This is a genomic window from Phytobacter diazotrophicus, from assembly GCF_052061655.1.
Taxonomy (GTDB): domain Bacteria; phylum Pseudomonadota; class Gammaproteobacteria; order Enterobacterales; family Enterobacteriaceae; genus Phytobacter; species Phytobacter diazotrophicus.
Genome location: NZ_CM125428.1, coordinates 1,429,584 through 1,454,215, shown reverse-complemented (window position 1 = coordinate 1,454,215; position 24,632 = coordinate 1,429,584). Strand labels below are relative to the sequence as shown.

General features: G+C 55.0%; 18 protein-coding genes and 5 pseudogenes. 4 read left to right on the top strand and 19 right to left on the bottom strand.

Going from position 1 to position 24,632, the window contains the following annotated elements:
* Window positions 1–100 precede the first annotated feature (100 nt).
* The gene (locus ACS0RQ_RS07165; RefSeq protein WP_064572410.1) at window positions 101–292 is read left to right on the top strand and encodes a YfgG family protein; all 192 of its coding nucleotides are present in this window, start codon (window positions 101–103) and stop codon (window positions 290–292) included.
* 40 nt (window positions 293–332) lie between these two features.
* Here ACS0RQ_RS07165 and ACS0RQ_RS07160 read toward each other — a convergent pair.
* The 8 genes and pseudogenes from ACS0RQ_RS07160 to guaB all read right to left on the bottom strand — a co-directional run bounded on the left by ACS0RQ_RS07160 (window position 333) and on the right by guaB (window position 8,510).
* A pseudogene (locus ACS0RQ_RS07160) lies at window positions 333–984 on the bottom strand (LysE family translocator).
* A gap of 48 nt (window positions 985–1,032) precedes the next feature.
* Window positions 1,033–1,839 carry an AraC family transcriptional regulator gene (locus tag ACS0RQ_RS07155; RefSeq protein ID WP_271849600.1) on the bottom strand — a complete coding sequence of 269 codons (807 nt, stop codon included), beginning with the start codon at window positions 1,837–1,839 and terminating at the stop codon, window positions 1,033–1,035.
* 38 nt (window positions 1,840–1,877) lie between these two features.
* On the bottom strand, window positions 1,878–3,860 hold the full coding sequence (locus ACS0RQ_RS07150; RefSeq protein WP_271849599.1) for a tetratricopeptide repeat protein: 1,983 nt from the start codon (window positions 3,858–3,860) through the stop codon (window positions 1,878–1,880).
* A 213-nt stretch (window positions 3,861–4,073) separates the two neighbouring features.
* A pseudogene (locus ACS0RQ_RS07145) lies at window positions 4,074–4,460 on the bottom strand (hypothetical protein).
* A 182-nt stretch (window positions 4,461–4,642) separates the two neighbouring features.
* Complete coding sequence (locus tag ACS0RQ_RS07140) at window positions 4,643–4,975, bottom strand: type II toxin-antitoxin system RelE/ParE family toxin (RefSeq protein WP_271849597.1); 333 nt, start codon at window positions 4,973–4,975, stop codon at window positions 4,643–4,645.
* Window positions 4,976–5,005: 30 nt separating this feature from the next.
* The gene (locus tag ACS0RQ_RS07135) at window positions 5,006–5,239 is read right to left on the bottom strand and encodes a type II toxin-antitoxin system Phd/YefM family antitoxin (RefSeq protein WP_039079677.1); all 234 of its coding nucleotides are present in this window, start codon (window positions 5,237–5,239) and stop codon (window positions 5,006–5,008) included.
* A gap of 165 nt (window positions 5,240–5,404) precedes the next feature.
* Window positions 5,405–6,981 (bottom strand): annotated as a pseudogene (gene guaA / locus ACS0RQ_RS07130) (glutamine-hydrolyzing GMP synthase).
* A gap of 62 nt (window positions 6,982–7,043) precedes the next feature.
* Complete coding sequence (gene guaB / locus ACS0RQ_RS07125) at window positions 7,044–8,510, bottom strand: IMP dehydrogenase (RefSeq protein ID WP_039079791.1); 1,467 nt, start codon at window positions 8,508–8,510, stop codon at window positions 7,044–7,046.
* Window positions 8,511–8,669: 159 nt separating this feature from the next.
* Between guaB and xseA the strand changes: the two genes are divergently transcribed.
* The gene (gene xseA / locus ACS0RQ_RS07120; protein WP_039079676.1) at window positions 8,670–10,052 is read left to right on the top strand and encodes an exodeoxyribonuclease VII large subunit; all 1,383 of its coding nucleotides are present in this window, start codon (window positions 8,670–8,672) and stop codon (window positions 10,050–10,052) included.
* 1 nt (window position 10,053) lies between these two features.
* On the opposite strand, the gene ACS0RQ_RS07115 is transcribed toward xseA, so the two are convergent.
* Complete coding sequence (locus ACS0RQ_RS07115) at window positions 10,054–11,187, bottom strand: MFS transporter (protein WP_271849596.1); 1,134 nt, start codon at window positions 11,185–11,187, stop codon at window positions 10,054–10,056.
* A gap of 127 nt (window positions 11,188–11,314) precedes the next feature.
* Between ACS0RQ_RS07115 and ACS0RQ_RS07110 the strand changes: the two genes are divergently transcribed.
* Both ACS0RQ_RS07110 and ACS0RQ_RS07105 read left to right on the top strand, forming a co-directional pair.
* Window positions 11,315–12,340 (top strand): M4 family metallopeptidase, encoded by a 1,026-nt coding sequence (locus tag ACS0RQ_RS07110; RefSeq protein WP_271849595.1) that lies wholly within the window; start codon window positions 11,315–11,317, stop codon window positions 12,338–12,340.
* Window positions 12,340–12,690, top strand: coding sequence for a protealysin inhibitor emfourin (locus ACS0RQ_RS07105; RefSeq protein WP_039079673.1), 351 nt, complete (start codon window positions 12,340–12,342; stop codon window positions 12,688–12,690). Before ACS0RQ_RS07110 ends, ACS0RQ_RS07105 begins: the two co-directional genes overlap by 1 nt.
* Here the strand turns inward: ACS0RQ_RS07105 and ACS0RQ_RS07100 are convergent.
* From ACS0RQ_RS07100 to pbpC, 10 genes and pseudogenes are all read right to left on the bottom strand, one after another.
* Window positions 12,687–12,908 carry a zinc ribbon domain-containing protein gene (locus ACS0RQ_RS07100; protein WP_271849594.1) on the bottom strand — a complete coding sequence of 74 codons (222 nt, stop codon included), beginning with the start codon at window positions 12,906–12,908 and terminating at the stop codon, window positions 12,687–12,689. The genes ACS0RQ_RS07105 and ACS0RQ_RS07100 overlap by 4 nt on opposite strands.
* A 55-nt stretch (window positions 12,909–12,963) precedes the next feature.
* The gene (gene der / locus ACS0RQ_RS07095) at window positions 12,964–14,442 is read right to left on the bottom strand and encodes a ribosome biogenesis GTPase Der (protein ID WP_334632464.1); all 1,479 of its coding nucleotides are present in this window, start codon (window positions 14,440–14,442) and stop codon (window positions 12,964–12,966) included.
* Window positions 14,443–14,564: 122 nt separating this feature from the next.
* The gene (gene bamB / locus ACS0RQ_RS07090) at window positions 14,565–15,743 is read right to left on the bottom strand and encodes an outer membrane protein assembly factor BamB (protein ID WP_499079294.1); all 1,179 of its coding nucleotides are present in this window, start codon (window positions 15,741–15,743) and stop codon (window positions 14,565–14,567) included.
* Window positions 15,744–15,753: 10 nt separating this feature from the next.
* Window positions 15,754–16,374 (bottom strand): YfgM family protein, encoded by a 621-nt coding sequence (locus ACS0RQ_RS07085; protein ID WP_271849592.1) that lies wholly within the window; start codon window positions 16,372–16,374, stop codon window positions 15,754–15,756.
* A 36-nt stretch (window positions 16,375–16,410) separates the two neighbouring features.
* Window positions 16,411–17,685 (bottom strand): histidine--tRNA ligase, encoded by a 1,275-nt coding sequence (gene hisS, locus ACS0RQ_RS07080; RefSeq protein ID WP_039079790.1) that lies wholly within the window; start codon window positions 17,683–17,685, stop codon window positions 16,411–16,413.
* Between the two features lie 92 nt (window positions 17,686–17,777).
* A pseudogene (ispG, locus tag ACS0RQ_RS07075) lies at window positions 17,778–18,897 on the bottom strand (flavodoxin-dependent (E)-4-hydroxy-3-methylbut-2-enyl-diphosphate synthase).
* Between the two features lie 26 nt (window positions 18,898–18,923).
* Window positions 18,924–19,916, bottom strand: a complete 993-nt coding sequence (gene rodZ, locus ACS0RQ_RS07070; RefSeq protein WP_499079292.1) for a cytoskeleton protein RodZ — start codon at window positions 19,914–19,916, stop codon at window positions 18,924–18,926.
* 292 nt (window positions 19,917–20,208) lie between these two features.
* Window positions 20,209–21,375: a dual-specificity RNA methyltransferase RlmN gene (rlmN, locus tag ACS0RQ_RS07065; RefSeq protein ID WP_039079666.1), complete on the bottom strand. Its 1,167-nt coding sequence runs from the start codon at window positions 21,373–21,375 to the stop codon at window positions 20,209–20,211.
* A gap of 215 nt (window positions 21,376–21,590) precedes the next feature.
* Window positions 21,591–22,022, bottom strand: a complete 432-nt coding sequence (ndk, locus tag ACS0RQ_RS07060) for a nucleoside-diphosphate kinase (RefSeq protein WP_039079665.1) — start codon at window positions 22,020–22,022, stop codon at window positions 21,591–21,593.
* A 282-nt stretch (window positions 22,023–22,304) separates the two neighbouring features.
* Window positions 22,305–24,631: pseudogene (gene pbpC, locus ACS0RQ_RS07055) on the bottom strand (peptidoglycan glycosyltransferase PbpC).
* Between the last annotated feature and the right edge of the window lies 1 nt (window position 24,632).

Sequence of the window (24,632 nt, the reverse complement as noted above, 5' to 3'; positions counted from 1 at the left end):
TCCGGTAAAATTTTGCGTGGTTAAGAATTGACCTCACCCGCACTCTGTGCCTTAATGTCAAGGTCGCCCTTTTTATGGGGTAAACCTTAAGGAACCTTTTGTGAGTCAGGCAACCCCTATGCGAAAACGCCATCGATTTGACAGTCGCATGACCCGTATCGTACTGCTAATCAGCTTTATTTTTTTCTTTGGTCGTTTTATCTATTCCTCAATTGGTGCCTGGTATCATCATCAGGATAAGCTCCAGTCTCAGCAAGTAAGCCAACCTATCGATTCTTCCGCACAACGCTAACGCACTGTTTTTATTTGTACACGTCTTTACGTGGGGTTTGTCACATCAACGCATGACGCACCATCGTCAGGATCATCGCCACGCCAAATCCGGCGAGGACAGCTCCGGCTACGCGCTCAATAATATGCACCCAGGCTGTGAGACGTATCTGTATGGCGGATAATCCGATCAATGTCGCGATGGCAAGATTCCATGCCAGCACCGCCAGGCTCATCCATACGCCGGAAAAGATTCGCTGCGCAAATGTGACGTTCGCGCCCAGGATTCCAGGTCATCAGCGCCAGATAAAAAAGCGCATTTTTGGGATTAAGTAACGCGGACCCCAGCCCAAGTAGAAACTGTTTTCGCCACGACGGGCAATCCATCCGGGTGGCGTTGAGCGCCAGCACCTGCTTACGGCTGCGCAACAGATGCCCGCCAATCCAGATTAAATAGAGCGCGCCAGCAATTTCAATCAGACGAAACAGCAGCCCGTAATCCTGTAATAGCCGCCAGCCACACATCGCCACCACAATATAAAACGCGTTTCCCAGCGCGATCCCCGGACCAATTCCGGCGCTGCCCCGCAGGCGATAACGGATGGCGTAACCGGCCAGCAGGAAGAAATCAGGGCCAGGACTGACCAGCGCTACAAAGTGTGAAAGCGCAAGCAGTGGAAACGCGGCGGGAATAAATTCGGGTAACAAAGACATAGCAACCTCATCAGTAAAAGACGAGGTCACTTTATGGCGTTGTCAGACTTAATTATTGTCTGATATTGATCGCCCCTGCGCATACTGGCGGGGCGTGGAAGAGGTAAAACTGACGAACGTGCGGTGAAAATGGCTTTGATCGGCAAAACCGCTTTGATAACCCACATCGGCGATATCACTGCCCGCCCGCAACTGTGCTTTAGCAAATTCCACACGGGCATTATTGACCCAGGCTCCTGGCGTCAGCCCTGTCGCCAGCTTGAACTGGCGAATCAGCGTCTCTTTACGCAGCATGTACCGCTGTGCCAGGCAATCCAGCGACGGGGGCTGCTGAATATCGGCCAGTAGCGTCGTTTGCATATAGTTGCAGAGTTCAGCCGGTTTCGCCGCAGTTTGCAGGCCGGGCAGGCTGACAAGCAGCGCACGTACCGCCTCCTGTAATTCCCCAGTCTGGTTATCTTCCAACAGGGAGATAATGTGCATAAAGGCGGTGAAGAATGAAGGATTGCGTAACACCGTTTGTGCGCAGTGAAGATGCTCCCCTGGCGCGAACCCCAACTGTTGCAGGCACCACGCCTCATCAAGGTACAACATGTGATAGCTACGTGGACGTTCGGCTGCCGGATTGCAACTGTGCGCTTCACGGGGCGCTATCAGCACCATATCGCCCTGAGAGAGGTGATATTCATGACCACTGCAACGCGTAACGGTCTCGCCGTCGATAATCGCGCCAATAGACAACTGAGGGTGCTGGTGCAGTTTATAGGCCTGCGTACTTTGTACGGTAGAACGCCATTCGACCCACGGCACAAGCGGAGAGCGCCAGAAGCGTTGTTCAATGTTCCGCGTTGTCATCTCTCCCTCCTCCTCACATGATTCCAGACTTCGAGCAGCTACTTTTCGGCAACGCGCGTGAGCCACTCAGCATAAGCCGGGCTGGCGTGCGCTGGCATATTTTGCTGCCCGGCGCTGAATTCATCCTGCATGCCAAATATTTTCCAGACCAGGGGGGCAAGCTGTGCCGCCGGGCTGTTTTCCTGCGTGGTGGTGCGCAACAGCTCCAGCGTACGCTTTTTATATTCGCCCAGCACCTCCGATTGATAATCAAAAGCTTTCCCCAGCCCGGAGAAGTACATCAGCTTCGGCACTTCCGCCTGTGGCCACTGCAACGCCATGTTGAGCGGCCACTCCAGCATTGTCCGCTCACCCCATACGGCTGAACGCGGCACCTGCTGGTTAGCCACCAGCGTTAACATAAAGGCCTGGCCCAGTTCACCAAGATAGATATCCATCGCATCAACGGATGGACGCGCATAGAACGCATCCAGCGGCTGAGGGTTCACCGCTCCCACTTTTGCCAGCAGGCGTTGCTCCAGCTCAAGCACCAGCGCTCCCAGCTCAGACTGCGCTACCGTGCTGCTCTCAGTACCGCATTGGGTTCGTTGGGTACAATCCCAAAGGCTGAGCGTGAGCTGCCACTGACGCTGTTCCCCTTCTCCTGAGCAACCTATCTCCCCGGTCACGAAGTATTTCATTTCTGGCGGGACAAGGTCGAACAGCTCGTTGCCATCAAACACATGGGTTGAGACAACCGGCCCGATGCCCGTGGCGACCTGCACGTAACAACGGGCGGCATAATCACTCCAGTAGTGGGTTGCCTCGGCAAGATACAGTGGGATTGCACGGGTAAGGCGCCCCAGGTCATCCTCACGCTGAGATTCGGAAGGTGTCGGGTCATCGTCGATTTTACTCAGCACAAAGAAACCGACCGTGTTTGCCTCTTGCGGTTTCTGCCCGAAAAGCCAGTCGGCATTACACAGCCCGTACTGCCAGACAGGCTGCGTAAGGGCAAGCGTATTGATTTCCACCTCGCCAGGGTCGGTGGGTGTGCCCTGGGCGTACTGCTCGCGCATTTTCTGGAAGGCGCGGGCGGATTCATCCAGATACTGTTTAAGCGGTGGGTAGTCCAGCGCATACATCCGGCTTAACAGCTTTTCCCCTTCGTCGGGGTTACCCAGCTCCTGATAAGCTCGCAGCAGGTTAATACCGGCCATCGGATCGTGGCGCTGCTCGTCATACACGGGAGCAATGAGCTCAACAAGCAGCGCAATCTCGCCGTTTCTGCCCAGATCGCCGGAGATCATCATCAGCGAACTGCCGTCATATCTCCCACCGGCGAGAACTTCGTCATACAGTGCCCGGGCGGCCGCTACATTGTTATGTTCCAGGTGATAGCGCGCCAGCCAGAGTTGCGCGCGCCAGGAGCCGGGCAGCGCCGCAACGGTACGTAGACCCGCGACATATCCCGCTTCCCCTTCACGCTCCTGCTTAATACTCGCCCACCAGAGCAAGCCATTATCCAGATTGGGGTCGGCTTCGATAGCCTGCCAGAGCAGTTCCTCGGCACGGGCATCGTCACCCTTGTGAGAGAAAACTTTTGCCAGATTGGTCAGCAAAATTCCCGTAGCCCCGACTTTCGCTATACCGGCCTGCAGTGTGTTTTCGGCCTCAACCAGTCGTTTATTTTCCATCAGCACAATGCTCTGAATGGTATGACTGCGTTCGGGGTCGTCATCAATCTCCACCAGGCGCGCGGCGGCAGGAATAAGATCGGCGGCAAAACCATCGTTCAGGCCCCCCAGGATCGCATCATAAAGTTCTGCCGCGTTATTCCACTTTTGCTCAAGGCCGGGCAGGAAAACATTGTTTCGCCAGTCTCTGCGGGCGATATGCATTTCTCGCCCGTTGGCGTCGTATGCCACGATCATCTCTTCATTTGGAACCGGGGCGTGTCCTGCCTGCGTATGTTCAGATTCCACAGGGCCTGGGGTCTGTTCTTTTTTGCCACTAAGGGCGCTGAGAAGTTTTTTAAACATAGTGAGCATCGTGGCAAGTGAGAGGGGCCGAAGTCCGTGTTCCGATGATGATTCGCCCTTCGCTCGCATTCCTCGTATCCAATGAGGTCGCAAGCGCAATGAAGATAAAGCGTCGATGAGCAAATCCAGGACATACAAAGAACACTCAGCCAAAAGGTTGGCATAAAATGCCCGCCCCGTCTAATGCCTGGAATGGTGGGGCGAGAAGTCCATTTACTTTGTGTTTAAGCGCCTGTTCAAAATATCGTGCACATATTTTTCAATCACAATGTGGTTCTCCAGGCTTACTTTTGCGATGAAAGCCTCGAGAAAATCGCGCGTTGAATGGAGCGTATCGGCGACAAGACTATCGAATTCGCTTTGGGTAAAACGGGTATTACCGGGAAGCGTTGAGCGCTGGAGTAGCGTGTGTGCAATGACTTCAAGCACCGCACGGCGGTAGTCATCAGAAAGCAGGACATCAAGGTCGGCCTGTCAGATAGTAAATGTGAAGCTAAAACTGACGAATCCGGAGTCGACGGGCAATGAATAGCTCAGTTGCTCTCCCAATTGCGCCACATGAGGTTCATATCCGTCACCCATTAAACATACAGGCTGCATACTATGCGCTCCTTTAAATTTTATGTTAGATATCAAAAAACCTGCGCCAGGTAGCCACTTAGCGACTGCATAGTAAATATCATCAATCTGCTAACCACACATAAAAAAAACACCGGCAGCTTGAGGCTTACTGGTGTCTTCGTAGGTTCGTATTATTGCCGGAAAACGCGCATTCAGGTTTATCAGGCCATTATCAAACGCTTAAACAGTAACTGTTGGATGTCCTGCCGATGTGCCAGGATCGCATGCGCTGTTACTGATGTTCCCTCTACTGCATACAAAACCCTGTAACCGTCAGCGTGGTTAAACTCCCGGTATTTGGCGCAGCCAATTTTCAGCAGTTCAGGGCAAATCTGGCAGCCCAACGGGAACTGACCAACGGTACTCTCAAACTGTGCGAGAATATCTGCGATAACCGGACGCGGCTCGACATCAACACGGCGCAGATAACTCACTATTGTGTCGACACAGAGTCTTACAGTAAGCGTGTACTCGAAGGTAACCTGCGGTTCCATAGAAGTCCCTTAGCGTTGCGTGTTCTGCGTTTAATCCGCAAGACCATCCAGCAACTGGTCTTTTGAGAACACGCGCCCCTCAGCTTTATCTTTCTCTGACAGGGTTAGCAGTTTCAGCAAAGCGATGGCATTTTCTCGTTCCTGCTGCTGGTCATAGGACTCTATCACATAAGCAGGCACACCATTTTGCGTCACCAGAATGGGTTCTGACACATCGAGCGTGGCCGCATTTTTTTTAACGTAGCTAATTGTCTCCACTTTCATTGCATCTTCCCCTCACACTCTACATGACACAGATGGTTTTAATATAGACCATATTCAGACCACCAACAATAAACCTTCTGTTTTGTCTTTTCTGATAAATGATTAGAGAAATAAAAACCCTCTGTAAAAACAGAGGGTTGGTTTAAGGCAGAAGGACGTTATCGCTTATTCCCACTCAATCGTCGCTGGCGGTTTACCGCTGATGTCATACACCACGCGGGAGATGCCATTCACTTCGTTGATGATGCGGTTGGAAACGCGGCCGAGGAAGTCGTACGGCAGGTGTGCCCAGTGCGCGGTCATAAAGTCGATGGTTTCAACGGCACGCAGAGAGACAACCCAGTCGTACTTACGGCCATCGCCCATCACGCCAACAGAGCGGACCGGCAGGAAGACGGTAAAAGCCTGGCTAACTTTGTTGTAAAGGTCAGCTTTACGCAGCTCTTCAATAAAGATGGCATCGGCACGACGCAGCAGGTCGCAGTACTCTTTCTTCACTTCGCCCAGAACGCGAACGCCAAGGCCTGGCCCCGGGAACGGATGGCGGTAAAGCATATCGTACGGCAGACCCAGCTCAAGGCCGATTTTACGTACTTCGTCTTTGAACAGCTCACGCAGCGGTTCAACCAGACCCATCTTCATCTCTTTCGGCAGGCCGCCCACGTTGTGGTGAGACTTAATCACGTGCGCTTTACCGGTCGCCGATGCGGCAGACTCGATCACGTCAGGGTAAATTGTGCCCTGCGCCAGCCATTTCACGTCTTCAAGTTTCAGGGCTTCTTCGTCGAAGATTTCAACGAACACGCGACCAATGATTTTGCGTTTGGCTTCCGGATCGTTCTCGCCCGCCAGTTCACTCAGGAAGCGTGATTCGCCTTCCACGTGAACAATGTTCAGGCCGAAGTGGTCGCCGAACATATCCATTACCTGCTCAGCTTCATTCAGACGCAGCAGACCGTTATCGACGAACACGCAGGTCAGGTTTTTGCCGATTGCACGGTGCAGCAGCATCGCCGTCACGGAGGAGTCAACGCCGCCGGACAGGCCGAGGATCACTTTGTCGTCACCAACCTGCGCGCGGATGCGTTCGATAGCGTCGTCGATGATTTTCGCCGGGTCCACAGGGCTTCACACTGGCAGATATCGATAACGAAACGCTCCAGCATACGCAGGCCCTGACGGGTATGGGTCACTTCCGGGTGGAACTGTACGCCGTAGAAGCGTTTTTCTTCGTTAGCCATAATGGCGAACGGACAGGTTTCGGTGCTGGCAACGGTAACAAAGTCAGACGGGATAGCCGTCACTTTATCGCCATGGCTCATCCACACGTCCAGCAGCGGTTTGCCGTCTGCGGTCAGGGAATCTTCAATACCACGAATCAGGGCGCTGTCGGTCAGAACTTCTACCTGTGCATAGCCGAATTCGCGCTCGCTGGACGCTTCGACATGGCCGCCCAACTGCATCGCCATGGTCTGCATGCCGTAGCACACGCCAAATACCGGCACGCCAGCTTCAAACACATACTGCGGTGCGCGCGGGCTGTTATCCTCAGTGGTACTTTCCGGGCCGCCGGAAAGAATGATACCGCTTGGGTTAAATTCACGAATCTGCGCTTCGGTGACATCCCATGCCCACAGTTCACAGTAAACACCAAGCTCACGCACGCGGCGGGCAACAAGTTGCGTGTACTGAGAACCGAAATCGAGGATAAGGATGCGATGTTTATGAATGTTTTCCGTCATTGACGCTAATTCCGAGGCAAGTGAAACAAAATCGCCCGGCATTTAGCCGGGCGTGGAAAATATCAGGAGCCCATACGGTAGTTCGGGGATTCCTTGGTGATGGTCACATCATGGACGTGGCTTTCCTGGATGCCCGCACCGCTGATACGCACGAATTCCGCTTTAGTGCGCAGCAGGTCGATGGTACCACAGCCGGTCAGACCCATACAGGAACGCAGGCCGCCCATTTGCTGGTGAATGATCTCTTTCAGGCGACCTTTATACGCCACGCGACCTTCGATACCTTCCGGCACCAGTTTGTCAGCGGCATTATCCGTCTGGAAGTAACGGTCAGAGGAGCCTTTGGACATCGCGCCCAGAGAACCCATCCCGCGGTAAGATTTGTAAGAGCGGCCCTGGTAGAGTTCGATTTCGCCCGGGGATTCTTCGGTGCCTGCCAGCATTGAGCCCACCATCACCGCTGCCGCGCCAGCGGCAATCGCTTTGGCGATGTCGCCAGAGAAGCGGATACCACCGTCAGCGATAACCGGAATACCAGTGCCTTCCAGCGCTTCAACCGCGTCGGATACAGCCGTAATCTGCGGAACACCCACGCCGGTCACGATACGGGTGGTACAGATAGAGCCAGGGCCGATACCGACTTTCACTGCGCTGCAACCGGCTTCCGCCAGCGCACGTGCGCCTGCGCCCGTCGCTACGTTACCGCCAATGATTTGCAGATCGGGGTATTTGGCACGGGTTTCACGAATACGCTGCAGAACGCCTTCGGAATGGCCATGAGAGGAGTCAATCAGCAGAACGTCGACGCCCGCCGCAACCAGCGCATCAACACGCTCTTCGTTGCCCGCACCTGCGCCAACCGCCGCACCGACACGCAGACGGCCTTGCTCGTCCTTACAGGCGTTCGGTTTACGTTCCGCTTTCTGGAAGTCTTTCACGGTGATCATGCCGAGCAGACGGAATTTATCGTCGACAACCAGCGCTTTCTCTACGCGTTTTTCGTGCATTTTCGCGAATACAACTTCACGCGCTTCGCCTTCGCGAACGGTGACCAGACGCTCTTTCGGCGTCATGTATACGCTAACAGGCTGGTTCAGGTCGGTGACAAAGCGAACGTCACGACCGGTAATGATCCCCACCAGTGAATTGTCTTCGGCAACCACCGGGTAACCGGCAAAACCGTTACGCTCGGTCAGTTCTTTCACTTCGCGCAGGGTAGTGGTTGGCAAAACGGTCTGAGGGTCTTTAACCACGCCGGACTCGTGTTTTTTAACACGGCGAACTTCTTCAGCCTGGCGTTCGATGGACATGTTTTTATGAATAAAGCCAATGCCGCCTTCCTGTGCCAGGGCAATTGCCAGGCGCGCTTCCGTAACGGTGTCCATTGCTGCGGAGAGCATCGGAATATTCAGACGAATGGTCTTAGTGAGCTGAGTGCTCAAATCGGCAGTATTCGGCAGAACGGTGGAGTGAGCGGGAACGAGGAGGACGTCGTCAAACGTCAGGGCTTCTTTAGCGATACGTAGCATGGGCAATATCTCTGACCTGGGTGGTTAAATATTGCCGTGGCATTATACAGAGCGTAACCGATTGCTTCCACATTTTTTTGCGAAAAATACTTGCACTCATCTCTGAGCGGGTTACTATCGACTGAATAACCTGCTGATTTAGAATTTGATCTAGCTCACATGTCATCTCTTCAAAGCCCCGCAATTTTTACCGTTACTCGCCTGAATCAAACAGTACGTAGCCTGCTGGAACGCGAAATGGGCCAGGTCTGGATAACGGGTGAAATCTCCAATTTCACACAGCCTGCCTCTGGTCACTGGTATTTCACGCTTAAAGACGACACGGCGCAGGTTCGCGGTGCGATGTTCCGTAACAGCAACCGTCGCGTAACGTTCCGCCCGCAGCATGGCCAACAGGTACTGGTTCGCGCCTCCGTCACGCTCTATGACCCGCGCGGCGATTACCAGATAATCGTTGAAAGCATGCAGCCCGCCGGTGAAGGGTTGCTGCAGCAGAAATATGAGCAACTGAAAGCGGCGCTGTCAGCAGAAGGGCTTTTCGATCAGCAGTTCAAACAACCGCTCCCCACACCGGCCCACTGTATTGGCGTTATCACCTCGAAAACCGGCGCTGCGCTGCATGACATTCTTCACGTCCTGAGGCGACGCGATCCTTCTCTGCCGGTGGTCATTTACCCCACGGCGGTACAAGGTGACGATGCGCCGGGGCAGATTGTGCGCGCCATTGAACTGGCGAACGCACGTCAGGAATGTGATGTGCTGATTGTTGGCCGTGGCGGTGGCTCGCTGGAAGATTTATGGAGCTTTAACGACGAACGCGTGGCGCGCGCCATTTTTGCCAGCCGCATTCCGGTGGTCAGCGCCGTCGGCCACGAAACCGATGTGACCATTGCAGATTTTGTGGCGGATTTACGCGCCCCTACCCCCTCTGCCGCCGCGGAAATCGTCAGTCGCAACCAGACGGAACTGCTGCGCCAGATCCAGTCTGCTCAACAACGTCTTGAGATGGCGATGGACTTTTTCATTGCTAACCGTACCCGGCGTTTTACCCAACTTAATCACAGGCTGCAACAGCAGCATCCGCAGTTGCGCCTCGCCCGTCAGCAAACCGTGCTGGAAAAACTCCGCCAGCGGATGCGTGTCGCCCTGGATAGCCAGCTTAAACAGGCTAGCCAGCGACAACGCCGCGTCGCCCAGCGTTTGAATCAGCAAAACCCGCAGCCGCGGATCTGGCGTGCGCAGACGCGTATTCAGCAACTGGAATACCGGCTGGCGGAAAGCCTGCGCGCACAGTTAAGCGTGACGCGAGAGCGTTTCGGCAAGGCGGTGACGCACCTGGAGGCGGTCAGCCCGTTATCGACGCTGGCACGCGGGTATAGCGTCACCACGGCCGCCGATGGCAAGGTGCTGAAACAGGCGAAACAGGTCAAAACGGGCGATACGCTTACTACCCGTCTCGCCGATGGCTGGGTAGAAAGTGAAGTGAAAAGCGTCCAGCCCGTAAAAAAAACGCGGGCGTCTAAACCCCGCAACGCAGGCTAATTCACGGCTTCGTCGGGGTCAGCAACATAACAAAAAGCGCCAGTCCGGCAAAAATGAAAAGCGACCAGGCCGCCCCCAGTAATGCATAGAGTTGCCCAAAAATTATCGCCCCCGCCACCTGCCCCACCGCCAGCATAAAAAAGACGATGCCCACCCCGGCGGCGGGAGCATTTGCCGTTGCGGACGCACCGCAGACCAGCAGCACGCCGGAAAGCGTGATATAACCCACGCCACAGAGGGCCGCCGCCGGAATCAGCCACCCGCTATAACCATGACTTACCGCCAGTAGCACCAGCGGCGCGGCCATAAAAAGCAGCGACAGCCAGTAAACCGGGTTCCAGCCTGTCCGGGCGGCCAGCGCGCCAGTAAAGACGCCAGCAATTCCCGCCCCGCCGCTCACCAGCCACAACATGCTGGTGGTCTCTTTTTCAAGGTGCAGATGTTTTTGCAGAATATCGGGCCCAAAGTTCCACCACGCCGCGCTCGCTATCCCACAGATAAACGCAATCAGCGCCAGCCGCCGCAGTGCCTGGCACTGTAAGACCTGCCGCCAGGATTGCTCCTTTTTAGCCCCCGGCGCCCGGACGGCGGGTAAATAGCGCATCACCGGTAGCAGGCAAAGCAGAGCAAGCACCGCGAAAGCTACGCAGGCTCCACGCCACCCAAAGGGGATAAAAAGCAGTACCGGTACGGAAAGGATAATGCCGCCGCCAGTACCGGCATTGATAAAAGTGTTAGTGGTAGACTGCCGACGCTCTGCCACAGCCTGGCTGACCGCCGCAGCCAGTGACGGCGATGCCAGCCCCGAACTCAGACCGGCGATAAACAGCCCCAGCGCAAGGTGTAGTACACCCGAAGACAACGCCAGGATCAGTAGCCCAAACGCAGCGCAGAGTGCCGAAACGATTGCAGTGGTACGGGCGCCGTAACGCCCGGTTACCGGGGCAGCCCAGAGCGATGAAAAACAGTAGGCGATATAGCTACAGGCGGCGATAACACCGGCCGACCGTGGGCTCAGCGCAATATCCTGCCCTACCGATGGTAGCATCAGCCCCCAGGCAAAACGCGCCATGCCATACGTCACGGCGATGAGCAAAAATCCGGTTAACGCAAGCGGTGAAATCGTTTTAGCCACACCCGACCCTCTTTTTTGATTGAGCAGTTAATGATGGTCGAAACCGACAGTTTTGCCGCGTAAGGGGTAAAAAAGCCGAATGTCACATAAACTTGTAGTCAGCCTTGCCAACAATCAGGAGAGCAGCATGACAGCGACACGACTTCACAGTGTTATCCCGCCCTACATCCTGCGCCGCATTATTGATAACGGCTCCGACGTACAGCAAAAGTGCGCCCGCCAGACCCTAACCCATGTCCAGACGCTCATGGCGCATATGCCGGGTAAACCTGCCGCGCCGCATGTCGCGAAAGCGGGCCAGTTGCAGCGGGACATTTACGATGCGAAACAGACTCAGGAGTTGCCTGGCACGCAGGTGCGCTTTGAGGGGCAGTCATCAAATGGCGATATCGCCGTGGATGAAGCATGGGAATATCTGGGTGTGACGCACGATTTTTTCTGGAAAATTTTTCATCGCGATTCACTGGATAATAAGGGCCTGACGCTTATCGGTACCGTTCACTATGGACGTGATTACCAGAATGCGTTCTGGAACGGTCAGCAGATGGTATTTGGCGATGGTGACGGCGAGATCTTTAACCGTTTCACTATCGCGCCGGATATTGTCGCCCACGAACTTAGCCATGGCGTAACGGAGACCGAAGCCGGGCTGATTTATTTCGAACAGTCCGGGGCGCTTAATGAATCGTTATCCGATGTCTTCGGCTCGCTGGTGAAACAATATCTGCATAAACAGACCGCACAAGAAGCGGACTGGCTTATTGGCGAAGGGCTGTTGGCCGCAGGCATCAACGGTAAGGGGTTGCGTTCCATGGCAGAACCTGGCACCGCCTATGACGACCCGCTGCTCGGCAAAGACCCTCAGCCCGCGCATATGAAGGACTTTATAAAAACCCGCGAAGATAACGGCGGCGTGCATCTTAACTCCGGCATCCCTAACCGTGCGTTCTATCTCGCCGCCACCGCGCTCGGCGGCCACGCCTGGGAGAAAGCAGGCTACGCATGGTATGACACCGTCTGCGATCGGGCGCTGGCGCAGAACGCGGATTTTGCGGCGTTCGCCCGTCTGACCGTCGCCCACGGCGAAAAACGGTCGGGAAAAGAGACCGCGGAAGCCATTAAACAGGCCTGGATTGAGACAGGGGTACTGTGATGAATATTCCCGAGCTCACTGAAGACGCGGTCATTGAGCTTGCCCGCGAAGGGGGGGTGGCGTTTATCCCACAGTTGAGCGGCCTGCGCAGGATCGCCCTTTCCGCTCTCACACCAGAGCAGCGAGCGCGGGTGATTGATGTGTTACAGCAAGCGCTGCCTCGTGGCTTTCCGCCGGGGCAGACGGACTCTCCGGGGCGCGGCGACCAGCGTTATTTTCGCATTCAGATAATCTGGACCCACCACAACCAGGCGCACTATACCGATATCATCTTGCTGGTGCCGGAACAGGAGGCGCCGCCCTCGCTGGTGGATTTGTGGAAAAAGGGCGAAAGCGGCGTCTGTGATTAAGCGTCCTGCAGGGCGAAGACCACCCGCTTTTTGGAGATCAGGCCGTGGCCCTGCTGGCAGAAATAGTCAACCGCTCCGCAGGCTTTGAGCACGTCCAGCGGCTGCTGGCACTCCGGACATAGCGCACTGAGTGCGTAATCTTTATCACAGCCATGACAGTGACCATGCGTGCCAATCAATTCCAGCGGGTTGTGGCAGGTTGGGCATTTAAGATCCATAAATATCCTCCCAGAATGTCAACCGGTGGCGATAATGCCACCGGTATTTCCGACCTTACTTACTTTTCTTGATATGCTTAATCAAGCGCTTACGTTTACGCATCTGGTTTGGCGTCAGCGTATTGCGTTTATCTGCATACGGGTTTTCCCCTTCCTTAAACTGAATACGGATAGGTGTGCCCATCACATCCAGCGATTTACGGAAGTAGTTCATCAGATAACGCTTGTAGGAGTCCGGCAGGTCTTTTACCTGGTTGCCGTGAATCACCACAATCGGCGGGTTATAACCACCGGCATGCGCGTATTTCAGCTTCACGCGACGACCACGAACCAACGGCGGCTGGTGATCTTCAGACGCCATATTCATGATACGGGTCAGCATCGCGGTGCTCTGGCGACGGGTCGAGCTGTCATAGGCTTCACGCACGGATTCAAACAGGTTACCTACGCCGCTGCCATGCAGTGCGGAGATGAAGTGTACGCGAGCAAAGTCGATAAAGCCCAGACGGAAGTCCAGTGTCTCTTTGACCTGCTCTTTCACTTCCTGGCTGAGGCCATCCCATTTGTTGACCACGATAACCAGTGAGCGCCCACTATTGAGGATGAAGCCAAGCAGTGAGAGGTCCTGGTCAGAGATACCTTCACGGGCATCAATAACCAGCATCACGACGTTAGCGTCTTCAATCGCCTGCAGCGTTTTGATTACCGAGAATTTTTCCACCGCATCGGTGATTTTGCCGCGTTTACGCACGCCCGCGGTGTCGATCAGAACGTACTCGCGTCCATCACGCTCCATCGGGATATAAATACTGTCACGCGTGGTGCCCGGCATGTCATAAACCACAACACGCTCTTCCCCGAGGATACGGTTAGTCAGTGTGGACTTACCGACATTAGGACGCCCGACGATCGCCAGCTTGATAGGCAGGTCCTGCGGGTTGAAGTCGTCTTCCGGTTCTTCTTCGCCGTCTTCATCTTTACCGTCGTCGAACTGCGCCCAGTAGGCAGCGTCTTCATCCAGCTCTTCCGGCGGATCGATTTCATCCATCCACGGCAGCAGAACGTGTTCCAGCAGGCTGACAACACCACGGCCATGCGAGGCGGCAATCGGGTGAATCTCACCCAGGCCAAGCGCGTAGAAGTCGACAACCGCCTGATCCGGGTCCAGACCGTCCGTTTTGTTCGCGACGAGGAATGTCGGTTTTTCTCGCGAACGCAGGTGTTTGGCAATGGCTTCGTCAGCCGGCATCAGCCCGGCGCGCGCATCCACCATAAACAGCACCACATCGGCTTCTTCAATCGCCAGCAGCGACTGCTCCGCCATACGGGTTTCTACGCCGTCTTCCGTACCATCAATACCGCCCGTATCGATACAGATAAATTCACGACCTTCGACTTCAGCACGACCGTACTTACGGTCACGGGTCAGCCCCGGAAAATCCGCTACCAGCGCATCACGGGTGCGTGTTAAACGGTTAAAAAGCGTGGATTTTCCAACGTTAGGGCGCCCGACCAGCGCGACCACAGGTATCATGTTTAAAGCCTCATTACTAAGAATTCAAAATCAAAACGTCGCAACGCTGGCGACGTTTTAAAAACAGTAAAACGGCCCCTGCAACAGGAGCCGTCTTCTCACGAACGACCACCTTCGCGCGATTAACGCGTGATGGCGTACAGCGTACCGTCTTTAGCCTGGATAAGCAGTTTGCCTTCCGCAGCAACAGGATCGGTCAGGAAACCGGAGCCGTCCACTTTCTGCTGCGCGACAAAACGCCCGTCTTCGACGTTAATCCAGTGCATATAGCCTTCGCTGTCACCGGTCACGATGTAACCATTATACAACGCCGGAGCGGTAAGGTTACGGTGCAGGAGATTGCTTTGTGTCCACAGCGTCACACCACCGTCGGTGGTCAGCGCCAGAACGCGGTCATTCTGGTCAATCATGTAGATGCGGTTACCATCGACAATGAAATTGCTCACTGAACCCAGTTCACGTTTCCACATGATCTGGCCGCTACGCAAATCCAGCGCCGTCAGGTTACCGTTGTAAGCCAGCGCATAAACCACGCCGTTTACAATCACCGGCGTTGTATCGACATCGCTCAGACGGTCGATTTCAGTCGGACCCGTTGCCTGAGAAATACGCTGCTGCCAAATCATCTGGCCCTGCTGCATCAACACGGCGCTTACGCGACCGTTGTCGCCGCCCACAATGGCTGCGCCGTAGGCGGTAGCCGGTGCGGATTCGCCACGCAGGGACAGCGACGGCATATCAAGGTTAACCGTCCATTTCACCGCACCGTCGCTCTCATTAAGCGCCTGCAACTGGCCGTTACTGGTATGAATCAGCACCAGGCCGTCGCTGACAACAGGGCGGGATAACGCTTCACCGGCAACGTTGGTTTTCCATGCCTGGGAACCGTCGTTCGTATTCAGCGCATAGACCTTCGCTTTTTCGCTGCCCACGTAGACATGGCCGCCTGCGACGGTCACACCACCGGACAACAGCGCCGGGCTGCTGGAGAACCAGCCAGATTTTTCTGCCAGGTTAACGGACCAGACTTCTTTGCCGTCGCTCGCACTAACCGCTTTTACCGTACCGCGACGGTCAGCAGCGTAGACCACGCCACTATCCAGCGCCGGATGCAAATTAGAGTGAAAATCGCCAATACCGCTACCCACGGAAGTACTCCACGCGGTAGACGGGTTAAACTGGTTAGTCACCGTCGGCAGAGGGGACATTTTGACAACGTCTTCTTCGCTGTTAAACAGGGAACAACCGCTCAGTAAGGTGACGGACAGCAGTCCAGGCAGAAGTAATTTACGCAATTGCATCGGGTCCCTCTTAGATGGACAAATTGTTGATTTTCATCTGCATCATTTCACTCAGCGCCGGGGATGCGTTGTTTTTAACGCCATTTTCCCAGGCGGTGCGTGCACCTTGTTTGTCGCCTTTGCTGAGCAGCGCTTCGCCACGCAGGTCGGCAACAATGGCCGCCCAGCCGTCGCCTTTCACGTTATCAAGCGTTTTCAGCGCAGCATCTTGCTGCTTGAGCTGCACCTGGATACGGGCGAGACGAATGTTAATCATACCCTTAAGGTTTTCATCGCTGGTGGCGGCAAGACCTTGTTGCAGTTGCGCGGAAGCCTTTTCCAGCTCATCGCGTTGAACATACTGCTGTGCCAGCTCCAGTGATGCCAGCGCGCCATAGGTATTCTTATTCTCAGCCGCGAATTTCTCCGCCGCTGTCAGCGTTTCAGGTTTATCAGCACGAATCGCGGTAATGGCGTTTTCATAGCCTTGTGAAGCAGATCTCGCTGTTTCGGTTTGGTGACTTGTCCAGTAGCGCCAGCCAACTAACGCACCAATACCTAAAATGACACCAACAGCCAGCGCTTTGCCGTTCTCAGCAAAAAAGCGTTTGAGCGCGTCTACCTGTTCGTTGTCGTTCTCGTAAATTTCCACGCAGTCCTTCTCCTTAACGATAATTCACCGGGGAGATTAGCCCAGTAGTGTGCGCAAATGCGCCGCAACGCTGTCCTGCGTTACCGTATTTTGCTCACCAGAGCGTAAATCCTTCACTACAACGTTACCGTCAGCGATTTCAGACTCACCCAGCACCAGTGCGAGCTTAGCGCCCCACTTATCGGCACGGGCAAATTGCTTTTTGAAATTACCGCCGCCGTGGTTCGTCATGAGCTTAACGTCAGGTAACGCATCGCGTACCTGTTCAGCCAGTTGCATTGCAGCGGACTGTACGTTTTCGCCTGACGCTACCAGGTATATATCGACAACGGATTCTGCTTTAAATTCCGGATTAACTGCCTGAACCAACAAAACAAGTCGCTCAAGGCCCATCGCGAAGCCAACCGCCGGCGTTGCGCGCCCGCCAAGCTGCTCGACCAGACCATCGTAACGGCCACCTGCGCAGACCGTTCCCTGGGAACCCAGGCTGGTGGTCACCCACTCGAAAACGGTGCGGTTGTAATAATCAAGACCGCGCACCAGACGCTGGTTGACCGTGTAGGCAATACCCGCAGCTTCCAGCAGTTTGCACAGGCCCGCGAAGTGTTCGCGAGACTCTTCATCCAGATAATCGCCAAGGGCTGGCGCCGCGTTCAGAAGCGCCTGAATGTCTGGGTTTTTGGAATCCAGTACGCGCAGCGGGTTGCTGTACATACGGCGTTTGCAATCTTCGTCCAGTTGCTCTTTATGCTGCTCAAGAAACGCCACCAGCGCATCGCGATAGTTCGCACGTGCTTCCAGCGAGCCAATAGAGTTCAGTTCGAGGCTAACGTGATCGAAGATACCCAGCGCACGCCACCAGCGCGCAGTAAGCATAATCAGTTCGGCATCAATGTCCGGGCCCTGCAGACCAAACACTTCGACACCCAACTGATGGAACTGGCGGTAGCGACCTTTTTGCGGGCGCTCATAGCGGAACATCGGACCGACATACCACAGGCGCTGTTCCTGATTGTACAGAAGACCATGCTCGATGCCGGCGCGTACACAGCCCGCTGTACCTTCTGGACGCAGCGTCAGGCTATCGCCGTTGCGATCGTCAAAGGTGTACATCTCTTTTTCAACCACGTCGGTAACTTCACCGATCGCGCGTTTGAATAACGGGGTCTGCTCTACAATCGGCAAACGGATTTCATTGTAACCGTAGCTGCCGAGCACGTTTTTGAGTGTGCCTTCAATGCGCTGCCAGATGGCGGTTTCGCCAGGCAGATAATCGTTCATGCCGCGAATGGCTTGAATATTCTTTGCCACGTTTATTCTCTTTTTGAATACAAAAAATGAACCCTCAGGGCTTGCGCCTTGCGGGTTCATCATACACGGGAAGCCAGCCGCTTCCCATCACGTTATTTTTCTACCTGTTGCACAGCAATACGATTAGCTTCATCCAGGATTGATGCTTTCGCACGGATGCGGGCTTCAAGCTGGGTAATCATATCGTCGTTATCCAGTCTGTCCTTGCGTACGCCATCTTCGTAAAGGCCGCTTTTCTTGTTGCCACCGGTCACGCCAAGCGTAGAAACCAGCGCTTCGCCAGGACCGTTCACCACGCAACCGATGATCGAAACATCCATCGGCGTGATGATATCTTCCAGGCGCTGTTCAAGGGCATTTACGGTGCCGATCACGTCAAACTCCTGACGTGAGCAGGTAGGACAGGCGATAAAGTTGATGCCACGCGAACGGATGCGCAGTGATTTCAGGATATCGAAGCCAACTTTGATCTCTTCAACCGGATCCGCCGCCAGCGAGACACGCAGCGTATCGCCGATCCCTTCCGACAGCAGTAAGCCCAGGCCGATCGCTGACTTGACCGCGCCACTGCGCGCCCCACCCGCTTCGGTGATCCCAAGGTGTAACGGTTGATTCATTTGTTTTGCCAGCAGAACGGTATGACTCCACCGCCAGGAATACATCGGAGGCTTTCACGCTGACTTTGAATTGATCGAAATTGAGTCTGTCGAGGTGATCGACATGGCGCATGGCGGATTCCAGCAGCGCCTGAGGCGTGGGCTCACCATATTTTTCCTGCAGATCCTTTTCCAGCGATCCGGCGTTAACGCCAATACGGATAGGGATATTTTTGTCGCGCGCACAATCAACAACCATGCGAATACGTTCTTCATTACCGATATTGCCTGGGTTGATACGCAGACAATCGACGCCGTATTCCGCGACTTTCAGCGCAATGCGGTAGTCAAAGTGAATATCCGCGACCAGCGGTACACTCACCTGTTGCTTAATCAGTTTGAAGGCTTCTGCCGCGTCCATGGTAGGAACGGAAACACGAACTATGTCAGCGCCAACGCGCTCAAGCGCTTTAATCTGCGCAACCGTCGCGTCCACGTCTGTGGTGCGGGTGTTTGTCATTGACTGCACGGCGATGGGGGCGCCATCGCCAATCGGCACATTACCAACGTAAATCCGTTTCGATTTCCGACGTTGAATCGGAGCCTGGTTATGCATGAAAAATCTCCCGCGTTGCCCGTCTGTTACTGTACTGCTGATTGTTCGGCATTGAGGGTCAGGCGTGCAACCTGGTTAGTTCTGATAAAGCGGCTCAGATCGACAGGTTTACCCTGATATTGAATCTGTACCGCAGCAGGTGCACCGATTTTGAGCTTGTAAGGCGCCTGGCCGGTCAAATTCAGCGTCGCGTCTTTACGCTGGATGCCGCTGAATAATTTTTTACCGCTTGCATCGCTCACTTCTAACCAGCAGTCGGCGTTGAAGTTCATGACCAGCGCATGTGCGGCGTCCGGGGAGGCGATACCCGCCTGGTCAGTCGGCAGTGGCGCGTTATTCGCGCTAGCCGATGGCTGAGCGGCAGGGGACTGAGTAACAGGTGCCTGAGAAGGCGAGACAACGGCGTTGGAATGCGCGGCTGTTGCAGGCGCTGCTGTTGTCGGCGCCGTTGGCTCAACTGGCGTAGTCGCAGCCGTAGTATTTGGGGTTTCTGTCGGAGCGCCGACTGCATCGTTATTCAGCGGAACGTTCTGCCCTTCGCTGCTACCACTGGCGTTCAGTTCTGCAGATGACTGATCGGCCATTGTGGTGATCTCTTGCTGCTGCGCTTTGTGGTTTTGCCACCACCATGCGCCCGTCAGGCCAACAACCACAAACAGTACCAGCCAGGTAAAGCTCATTAACCAGCCGTCACGTTTTTTACGACGTTTACCCAGAGAAAAGGTCTGCATCGGCGCGACTTTCGCCGCCCGAATCGGGGCCTGTTTCTCAATCATCGGCAGCAATTCTTCTTCCGGGATATGCACCAAACGCGCATACGAGCGGATGTAACCACGCAGGAATGTTGAAGCCAATTCGGCAGGAGCCTTATCGTCCTCAATATCGCGTACCGTGGAAACTTTGAGACAGAGGCGCTCAGCTACCGCCTGCTGGCTAAGTCCGAGTTGTTCACGGGCATTGCGCAGACGAACGCCCGTGGTTTGTGCTTCGTTTTGGTCGTGAGTGGCTTCAGTATTCATTCGCTACAACTGCTGGTACGTGAAAATTTAAGATTCAGGCGCGTAGTAAGCATTGCCTGGGCGCGCCGCGAAATGTCAGGGTCAGTTAAATTTAGACCGACAGTATAAGACTGTCAGGCCGGTCATAACAGAACAGCTTTTCGTACTTTTGCTAAGCTGTTGTTCCATCGCTACATACTGCCTTAAAGTCGAGAGAAACGCACAGTAATTATTGATTGCACAACTATAATCAGGCGATTAAATCAGCATATTTATGCGTCGCGACACAGAAGCCTGCCGCGACGCCAGAACACTAAACCGCCTTAATCGAAATCGGCTCACCCTGCATACGTTTACGCATCGTCCGTTTCGTACGGTCAATAACGTCACCAGCCAGCTGACCACATGCCGCGTCAATGTCATCACCGCGTGTTTTACGCACGATAGTGGTGAAGCCATAGCTCATCAGCACCTTACAGAAACGGTCGATACGGCTGTTCGAGCTGCGGCCATACGGCGCGCCCGGGAACGGGTTCCACGGAATCAGGTTGATCTTGCACGGCGTGTCTTTCAGCAAGGCCGCCAGCTCATGCGCATGCTCAGTGCCATCGTTCACATGGTCGAGCATGACGTATTCAATGGTCACGCGCCCCTGGTTAGCATTGGACTTCGAAATGTAGCCGCGAACCGATTCGAGGAAAGTCGCAATATTGTACTTTTTGTTGATCGGTACAATTTCGTCACGAATGGTATCATTCGGTGCATGCAGCGAAATCGCCAGCGCAACATCAATCATGTCACCCAGCTTATCCAGCGCAGGAACCACGCCAGAAGTCGACAGCGTAACGCGACGTTTGGACAAGCCGAAACCAAAGTCATCCAGCATGATTTCCATTGCCGGCACTACGTTAGTCAGGTTCAGCAACGGTTCGCCCATGCCCATCATTACCACGTTAGTGATAGGACGTACGCCGGTCGTTTTAACCGCACCGATAATTTTCGCCGCGCGCCAGACCTGGCCAATAATTTCTGACACTTTCAGGTTACGGTTGAAGCCCTGTTGCGCCGTGGAGCAGAATTTACACTCCAGCGCACAGCCAACCTGTGAGGAAACGCACAGCGTGGCGCGATCGTCTTCCGGAATGTATACCGTTTCAACGCGCTGATCGCCTACGGCAATCGCCCATTTGATGGTGCCATCGGAGGAACGTTGCTCTTCCACGACTTCAGGAGCGCGGATTACCGCGACCTCTTTGAGCTTATTACGCAGCACTTTATTGATGTCGGTCATCTCATCAAAATCGTCGCTGCAATAGTGGTACATCCACTTCATCACCTGATCGGCGCGGAAGGGTTTTTCGCCTAAGTTTTTGAAAAACTCGCGCATCTGCTGACGATTCAGATCCAGCAGGTTGATTTTTGCATCTTTATTGGGAACCGTCAGTGCGACGTTCTCAGGCGTGACAATCTGTTCAGACATAGTTGTGTATTCCGGCCTCGTTATTACACGTTATGGCCCCTGGAGGGTTGAAAAGAAGCGCCCCGGGAATGCGTTTTGCAATTCACGGGGCGCTGCATTGTACAAATTCTGCTGTGCAGATGCCACGACTGCGCGCGGCATTGGCAAAATAAAGTGTAAATCTGCTTACAATTTCCGATGGGCTTCGCACAACAGGGTGCGTAAGGCCGTGGAAATTAGCGAGTGCGTGGGCATACTTCGCCTTCGCCGAAGAAATAGGCGATTTCGCGCGCCGCAGATTCCAGAGAATCGGAACCGTGGGTGCCGTTCTCGGTGAAACTGTCAGCATAATCAGCGCGCAGAGTACCTGCCAGCGCGTTAGCCGGGTTGGTAGCGCCCAGCAGGTCACGGTGACGCTGCACCGCGTTTTCGCTTTCCAGCACGGAGACCACGATCGGGCCGGAGGTCATGAACTCAACCAGGCCGTCGAAGAACGGTTTGCCTTCGTGCTCAGCGTAGAAACCACGAGCCTGCTCAACGGACAGATGCAGCATTTTCGTGCCAACAATCTTGAAACCAGCAGATTCAAAACGCGCGAAAATACTACCAATAACGTTTTTTGCCACCGCGTTCGGCTTGATGATGGAAAAAGTACGTTCAATAGCCATGTTAACCCCTGTAAGTTGTTCTGTTGTCGTACATACATACGTATGACCTGGCGCGGATTATAAAGAGCAACGCGGGCATTGCCTATGGATAAAGGTAACATTTTTTTAAAATAAGACGAGTTTCAGCAACACCATTCACCAAAACGTCTCTTCACCACATTATTCAGGTTACATCAAGGCGGCAAGCGCAGGCATCCCCGGTACTTACATAAATCAGTCACCGGGGTGTACACGTGCAACCAACACAAAGGCAGCGTGAAAAAGATGCGTATATGTGTTGCGTTATTGCACCGCGAACTCTACCGCCGCGACCTGCCCGGCGTCATCCATCACCAGTAACTGGTACTGACCGCTTTTATCAAGGTTAAGGCTTAATAGTTGATCATGACCGTCCAGCGGCTCTCCGTTTAAAAACCACCAGCGTCGCCCTTCGCCACCGGTGGCCTGTAGCGGCAATGTTGCCTGCGAACGCCCCGGTAACCGTTTGATCACCTGCGCCATCGCGGATCCCCGAGAGCAACAGCGGCGGCGGTGCGTTCTCATCACGCGGAGGACAGGTTTTCGAGCGCGGAGGTAATCTTGCCGCCCGGCGCTCGCCATCAGGTAACCAGGGTTCCAGCGGCAAAGGCCAGACGATGATTGTGCGTTGTTGCGCATCGGGGCAATCTGCTGCGACCCGTTGTCCCTGCGCGTTAACCCACACCGGGAAACGAATGCCGCGCGCCCCTTCTTGTTCCGCCATCAGCATCGTGGGTGGCTGACTATTATCCAGAAGCCAGGTCGCCAGACGGCGGCGACAATTGCTGTCACCTTCCGGTAAGCTCTGCCCGCCAGGCCAGCAGATGACATCGCGGCTGACCGATTCCGGGCGCGGATCCTGCGGTAAACGCGCCAGCTCCAGCGCGGAACGGGGCTGCAGCATATTGTTCACCTGATTGAGCAATGGCACTGCGCTGGCGAAACCAAACTGGCCCGCAACCGGCGTGCCGTCCGGCCTGCCCGTCCAGATGCCAATCACATAGCGACTATTGAGCCCAATGGCCCAGGCGTCACGATAACCGTAGCTGGTGCCGGTTTTCCAGGCCAGCGGCACCACTTGCGGGAGCGCGCTGTCCGGTAACGGCTGCGCTTCTCCGGCAAGAATGCGGCGAATAATCCACGCCGCGCCCGGCGACATCAGCGTTCTTTCCATCAACGGATCGTCTGGCTGAAAGCGTAACTGTCCGGCCTTGCCGTGGCGCGCAAAGGCACTATACGCTGCGGTGATATCCGCCAGACGGGCGCCTGCCCCCCCCAGAATAAGTGACAGGTTCGGCTCCGCGCCTTCCGGCAATTTAAGCGGCAACCCGGCATTGCGCAGCGTAGCGGCAAATTTCTTCGGCCCGTAGGCCTCCAGAACCTGTACCGCCGGAAGGTTAAGTGAGCGAACCAGCGCCTCGTTCATGCTGACCGGCCCGTGAAAACCGCTGTCAAAATTACCGGGACGATAGTCCCCCGTTCGCCGTGGCACATCCTGTAGTAATGAGGCGGGATGAATCAGACCATCATCCATCGCCAGGCCATAAATGAAGGGTTTTAACACCGATCCCGGGGAGCGGGTGGCGCTGACCATATCGACATGGCCAAAACGGCTATCGTCATTAATGTCCACCGACCCCACCCAGCCCCGCACTTTCATGTCCGTATGGTCGACAACGATGATCGCCAGCGAGCTACGCTGGGGCAGACGAGATTTCACGCCAGCGGCCAGGTCTTCAAGCTGACGCTGGAGGCTGGCATCAAGTGTGGTGGTAATTTTGAGACCCGGGTCTTTGCTTAACATATAACGGGAGAAAAGGGGCGCGAGTTGCGGCATCTGACGCGGTGCCAGCCAGACCGGCTCTTCACGCGACTCCGCAACCTGTTTTTGGCTCCACACGCCCTGCGAGACCATGCGATCCAGGTACTTTATCCCGCGCCGCCTGGGCACGCTCCGACCAGCGGTCAGGGCGCAGGCGACTCGGTGCTTGTGGTAAGACAGCGAGCAGTGCCGCCTCTGCATAGCTGAGCTGCGCGGGGGATTTGCCCAGATAAACCCAGCTTGCCGCCCCAACGCCCTGCAACGTACCGCCAAACGGGGCACGGTTGAGATAGAGCGTCAGAATGTCGCGCTTGGAGAGATGCCACTCGAGTTGCAACGCCCGCCATAGCTGGCGGACTTTACCGCCAAAGGTACGCGGATGGGGATCGAGCAGACGCGCAACCTGCATAGTGAGCGTACTGCCGCCAGAAATAACTCTGCCAGCCAGCAGATCCTGCCATGCAGCACGGGCGACCGAAAGCGGGTTTACGCCAGGGTGTTTCCAGAACCAGCGGTCCTCGTATTCGATAAGCGCCTGTAAATAACGCGGAGAGACATCTTCTATCGCCACCGGATAGCGCCAGATCCCCTCGGCATCAGCGAAGCGCCAGAGCGGCGTGCCATCCTCCGCCACAACGACGCGCGCCGGGTTGACCTCTTTTAGAGGCAGCGGCCAGAGTTTGTCGGCGATAAAAAGAACCAACGGAATAAGAAGAAACGCTCCCGCAAGCCAAAGCCCGCGGGAGCGCCAGGTGCGCCCTTTATTCATG

Bases quoted from the DNA above. Each gene is read 5' to 3' on its own strand.
- ACS0RQ_RS07155 (WP_271849600.1), bottom strand. From the start codon at position 1,839: ATGACAACGCGGAACATTGAACAACGCTTCTGGCGCTCTCCGCTTGTG.
- ACS0RQ_RS07150 (WP_271849599.1), bottom strand. From the start codon at position 3,860: ATGTTTAAAAAACTTCTCAGCGCCCTTAGTGGCAAAAAAGAACAGACC.
- ACS0RQ_RS07140 (WP_271849597.1), bottom strand. From the start codon at position 4,975: ATGGAACCGCAGGTTACCTTCGAGTACACGCTTACTGTAAGACTCTGT.
- ACS0RQ_RS07135 (WP_039079677.1), bottom strand. From the start codon at position 5,239: ATGAAAGTGGAGACAATTAGCTACGTTAAAAAAAATGCGGCCACGCTC.
- guaB (WP_039079791.1), bottom strand. From the start codon at position 8,510: ATGCTACGTATCGCTAAAGAAGCCCTGACGTTTGACGACGTCCTCCTC.
- xseA (WP_039079676.1), top strand. From the start codon at position 8,670: ATGTCATCTCTTCAAAGCCCCGCAATTTTTACCGTTACTCGCCTGAAT.
- ACS0RQ_RS07110 (WP_271849595.1), top strand. From the start codon at position 11,315: ATGACAGCGACACGACTTCACAGTGTTATCCCGCCCTACATCCTGCGC.
- ACS0RQ_RS07105 (WP_039079673.1), top strand. From the start codon at position 12,340: ATGAATATTCCCGAGCTCACTGAAGACGCGGTCATTGAGCTTGCCCGC.
- ACS0RQ_RS07100 (WP_271849594.1), bottom strand. From the start codon at position 12,908: ATGGATCTTAAATGCCCAACCTGCCACAACCCGCTGGAATTGATTGGC.
- der (WP_334632464.1), bottom strand. From the start codon at position 14,442: ATGATACCTGTGGTCGCGCTGGTCGGGCGCCCTAACGTTGGAAAATCC.
- bamB (WP_499079294.1), bottom strand. From the start codon at position 15,743: ATGCAATTGCGTAAATTACTTCTGCCTGGACTGCTGTCCGTCACCTTA.
- rodZ (WP_499079292.1), bottom strand. From the start codon at position 19,916: ATGAATACTGAAGCCACTCACGACCAAAACGAAGCACAAACCACGGGC.
- rlmN (WP_039079666.1), bottom strand. From the start codon at position 21,375: ATGTCTGAACAGATTGTCACGCCTGAGAACGTCGCACTGACGGTTCCC.
- ndk (WP_039079665.1), bottom strand. From the start codon at position 22,022: ATGGCTATTGAACGTACTTTTTCCATCATCAAGCCGAACGCGGTGGCA.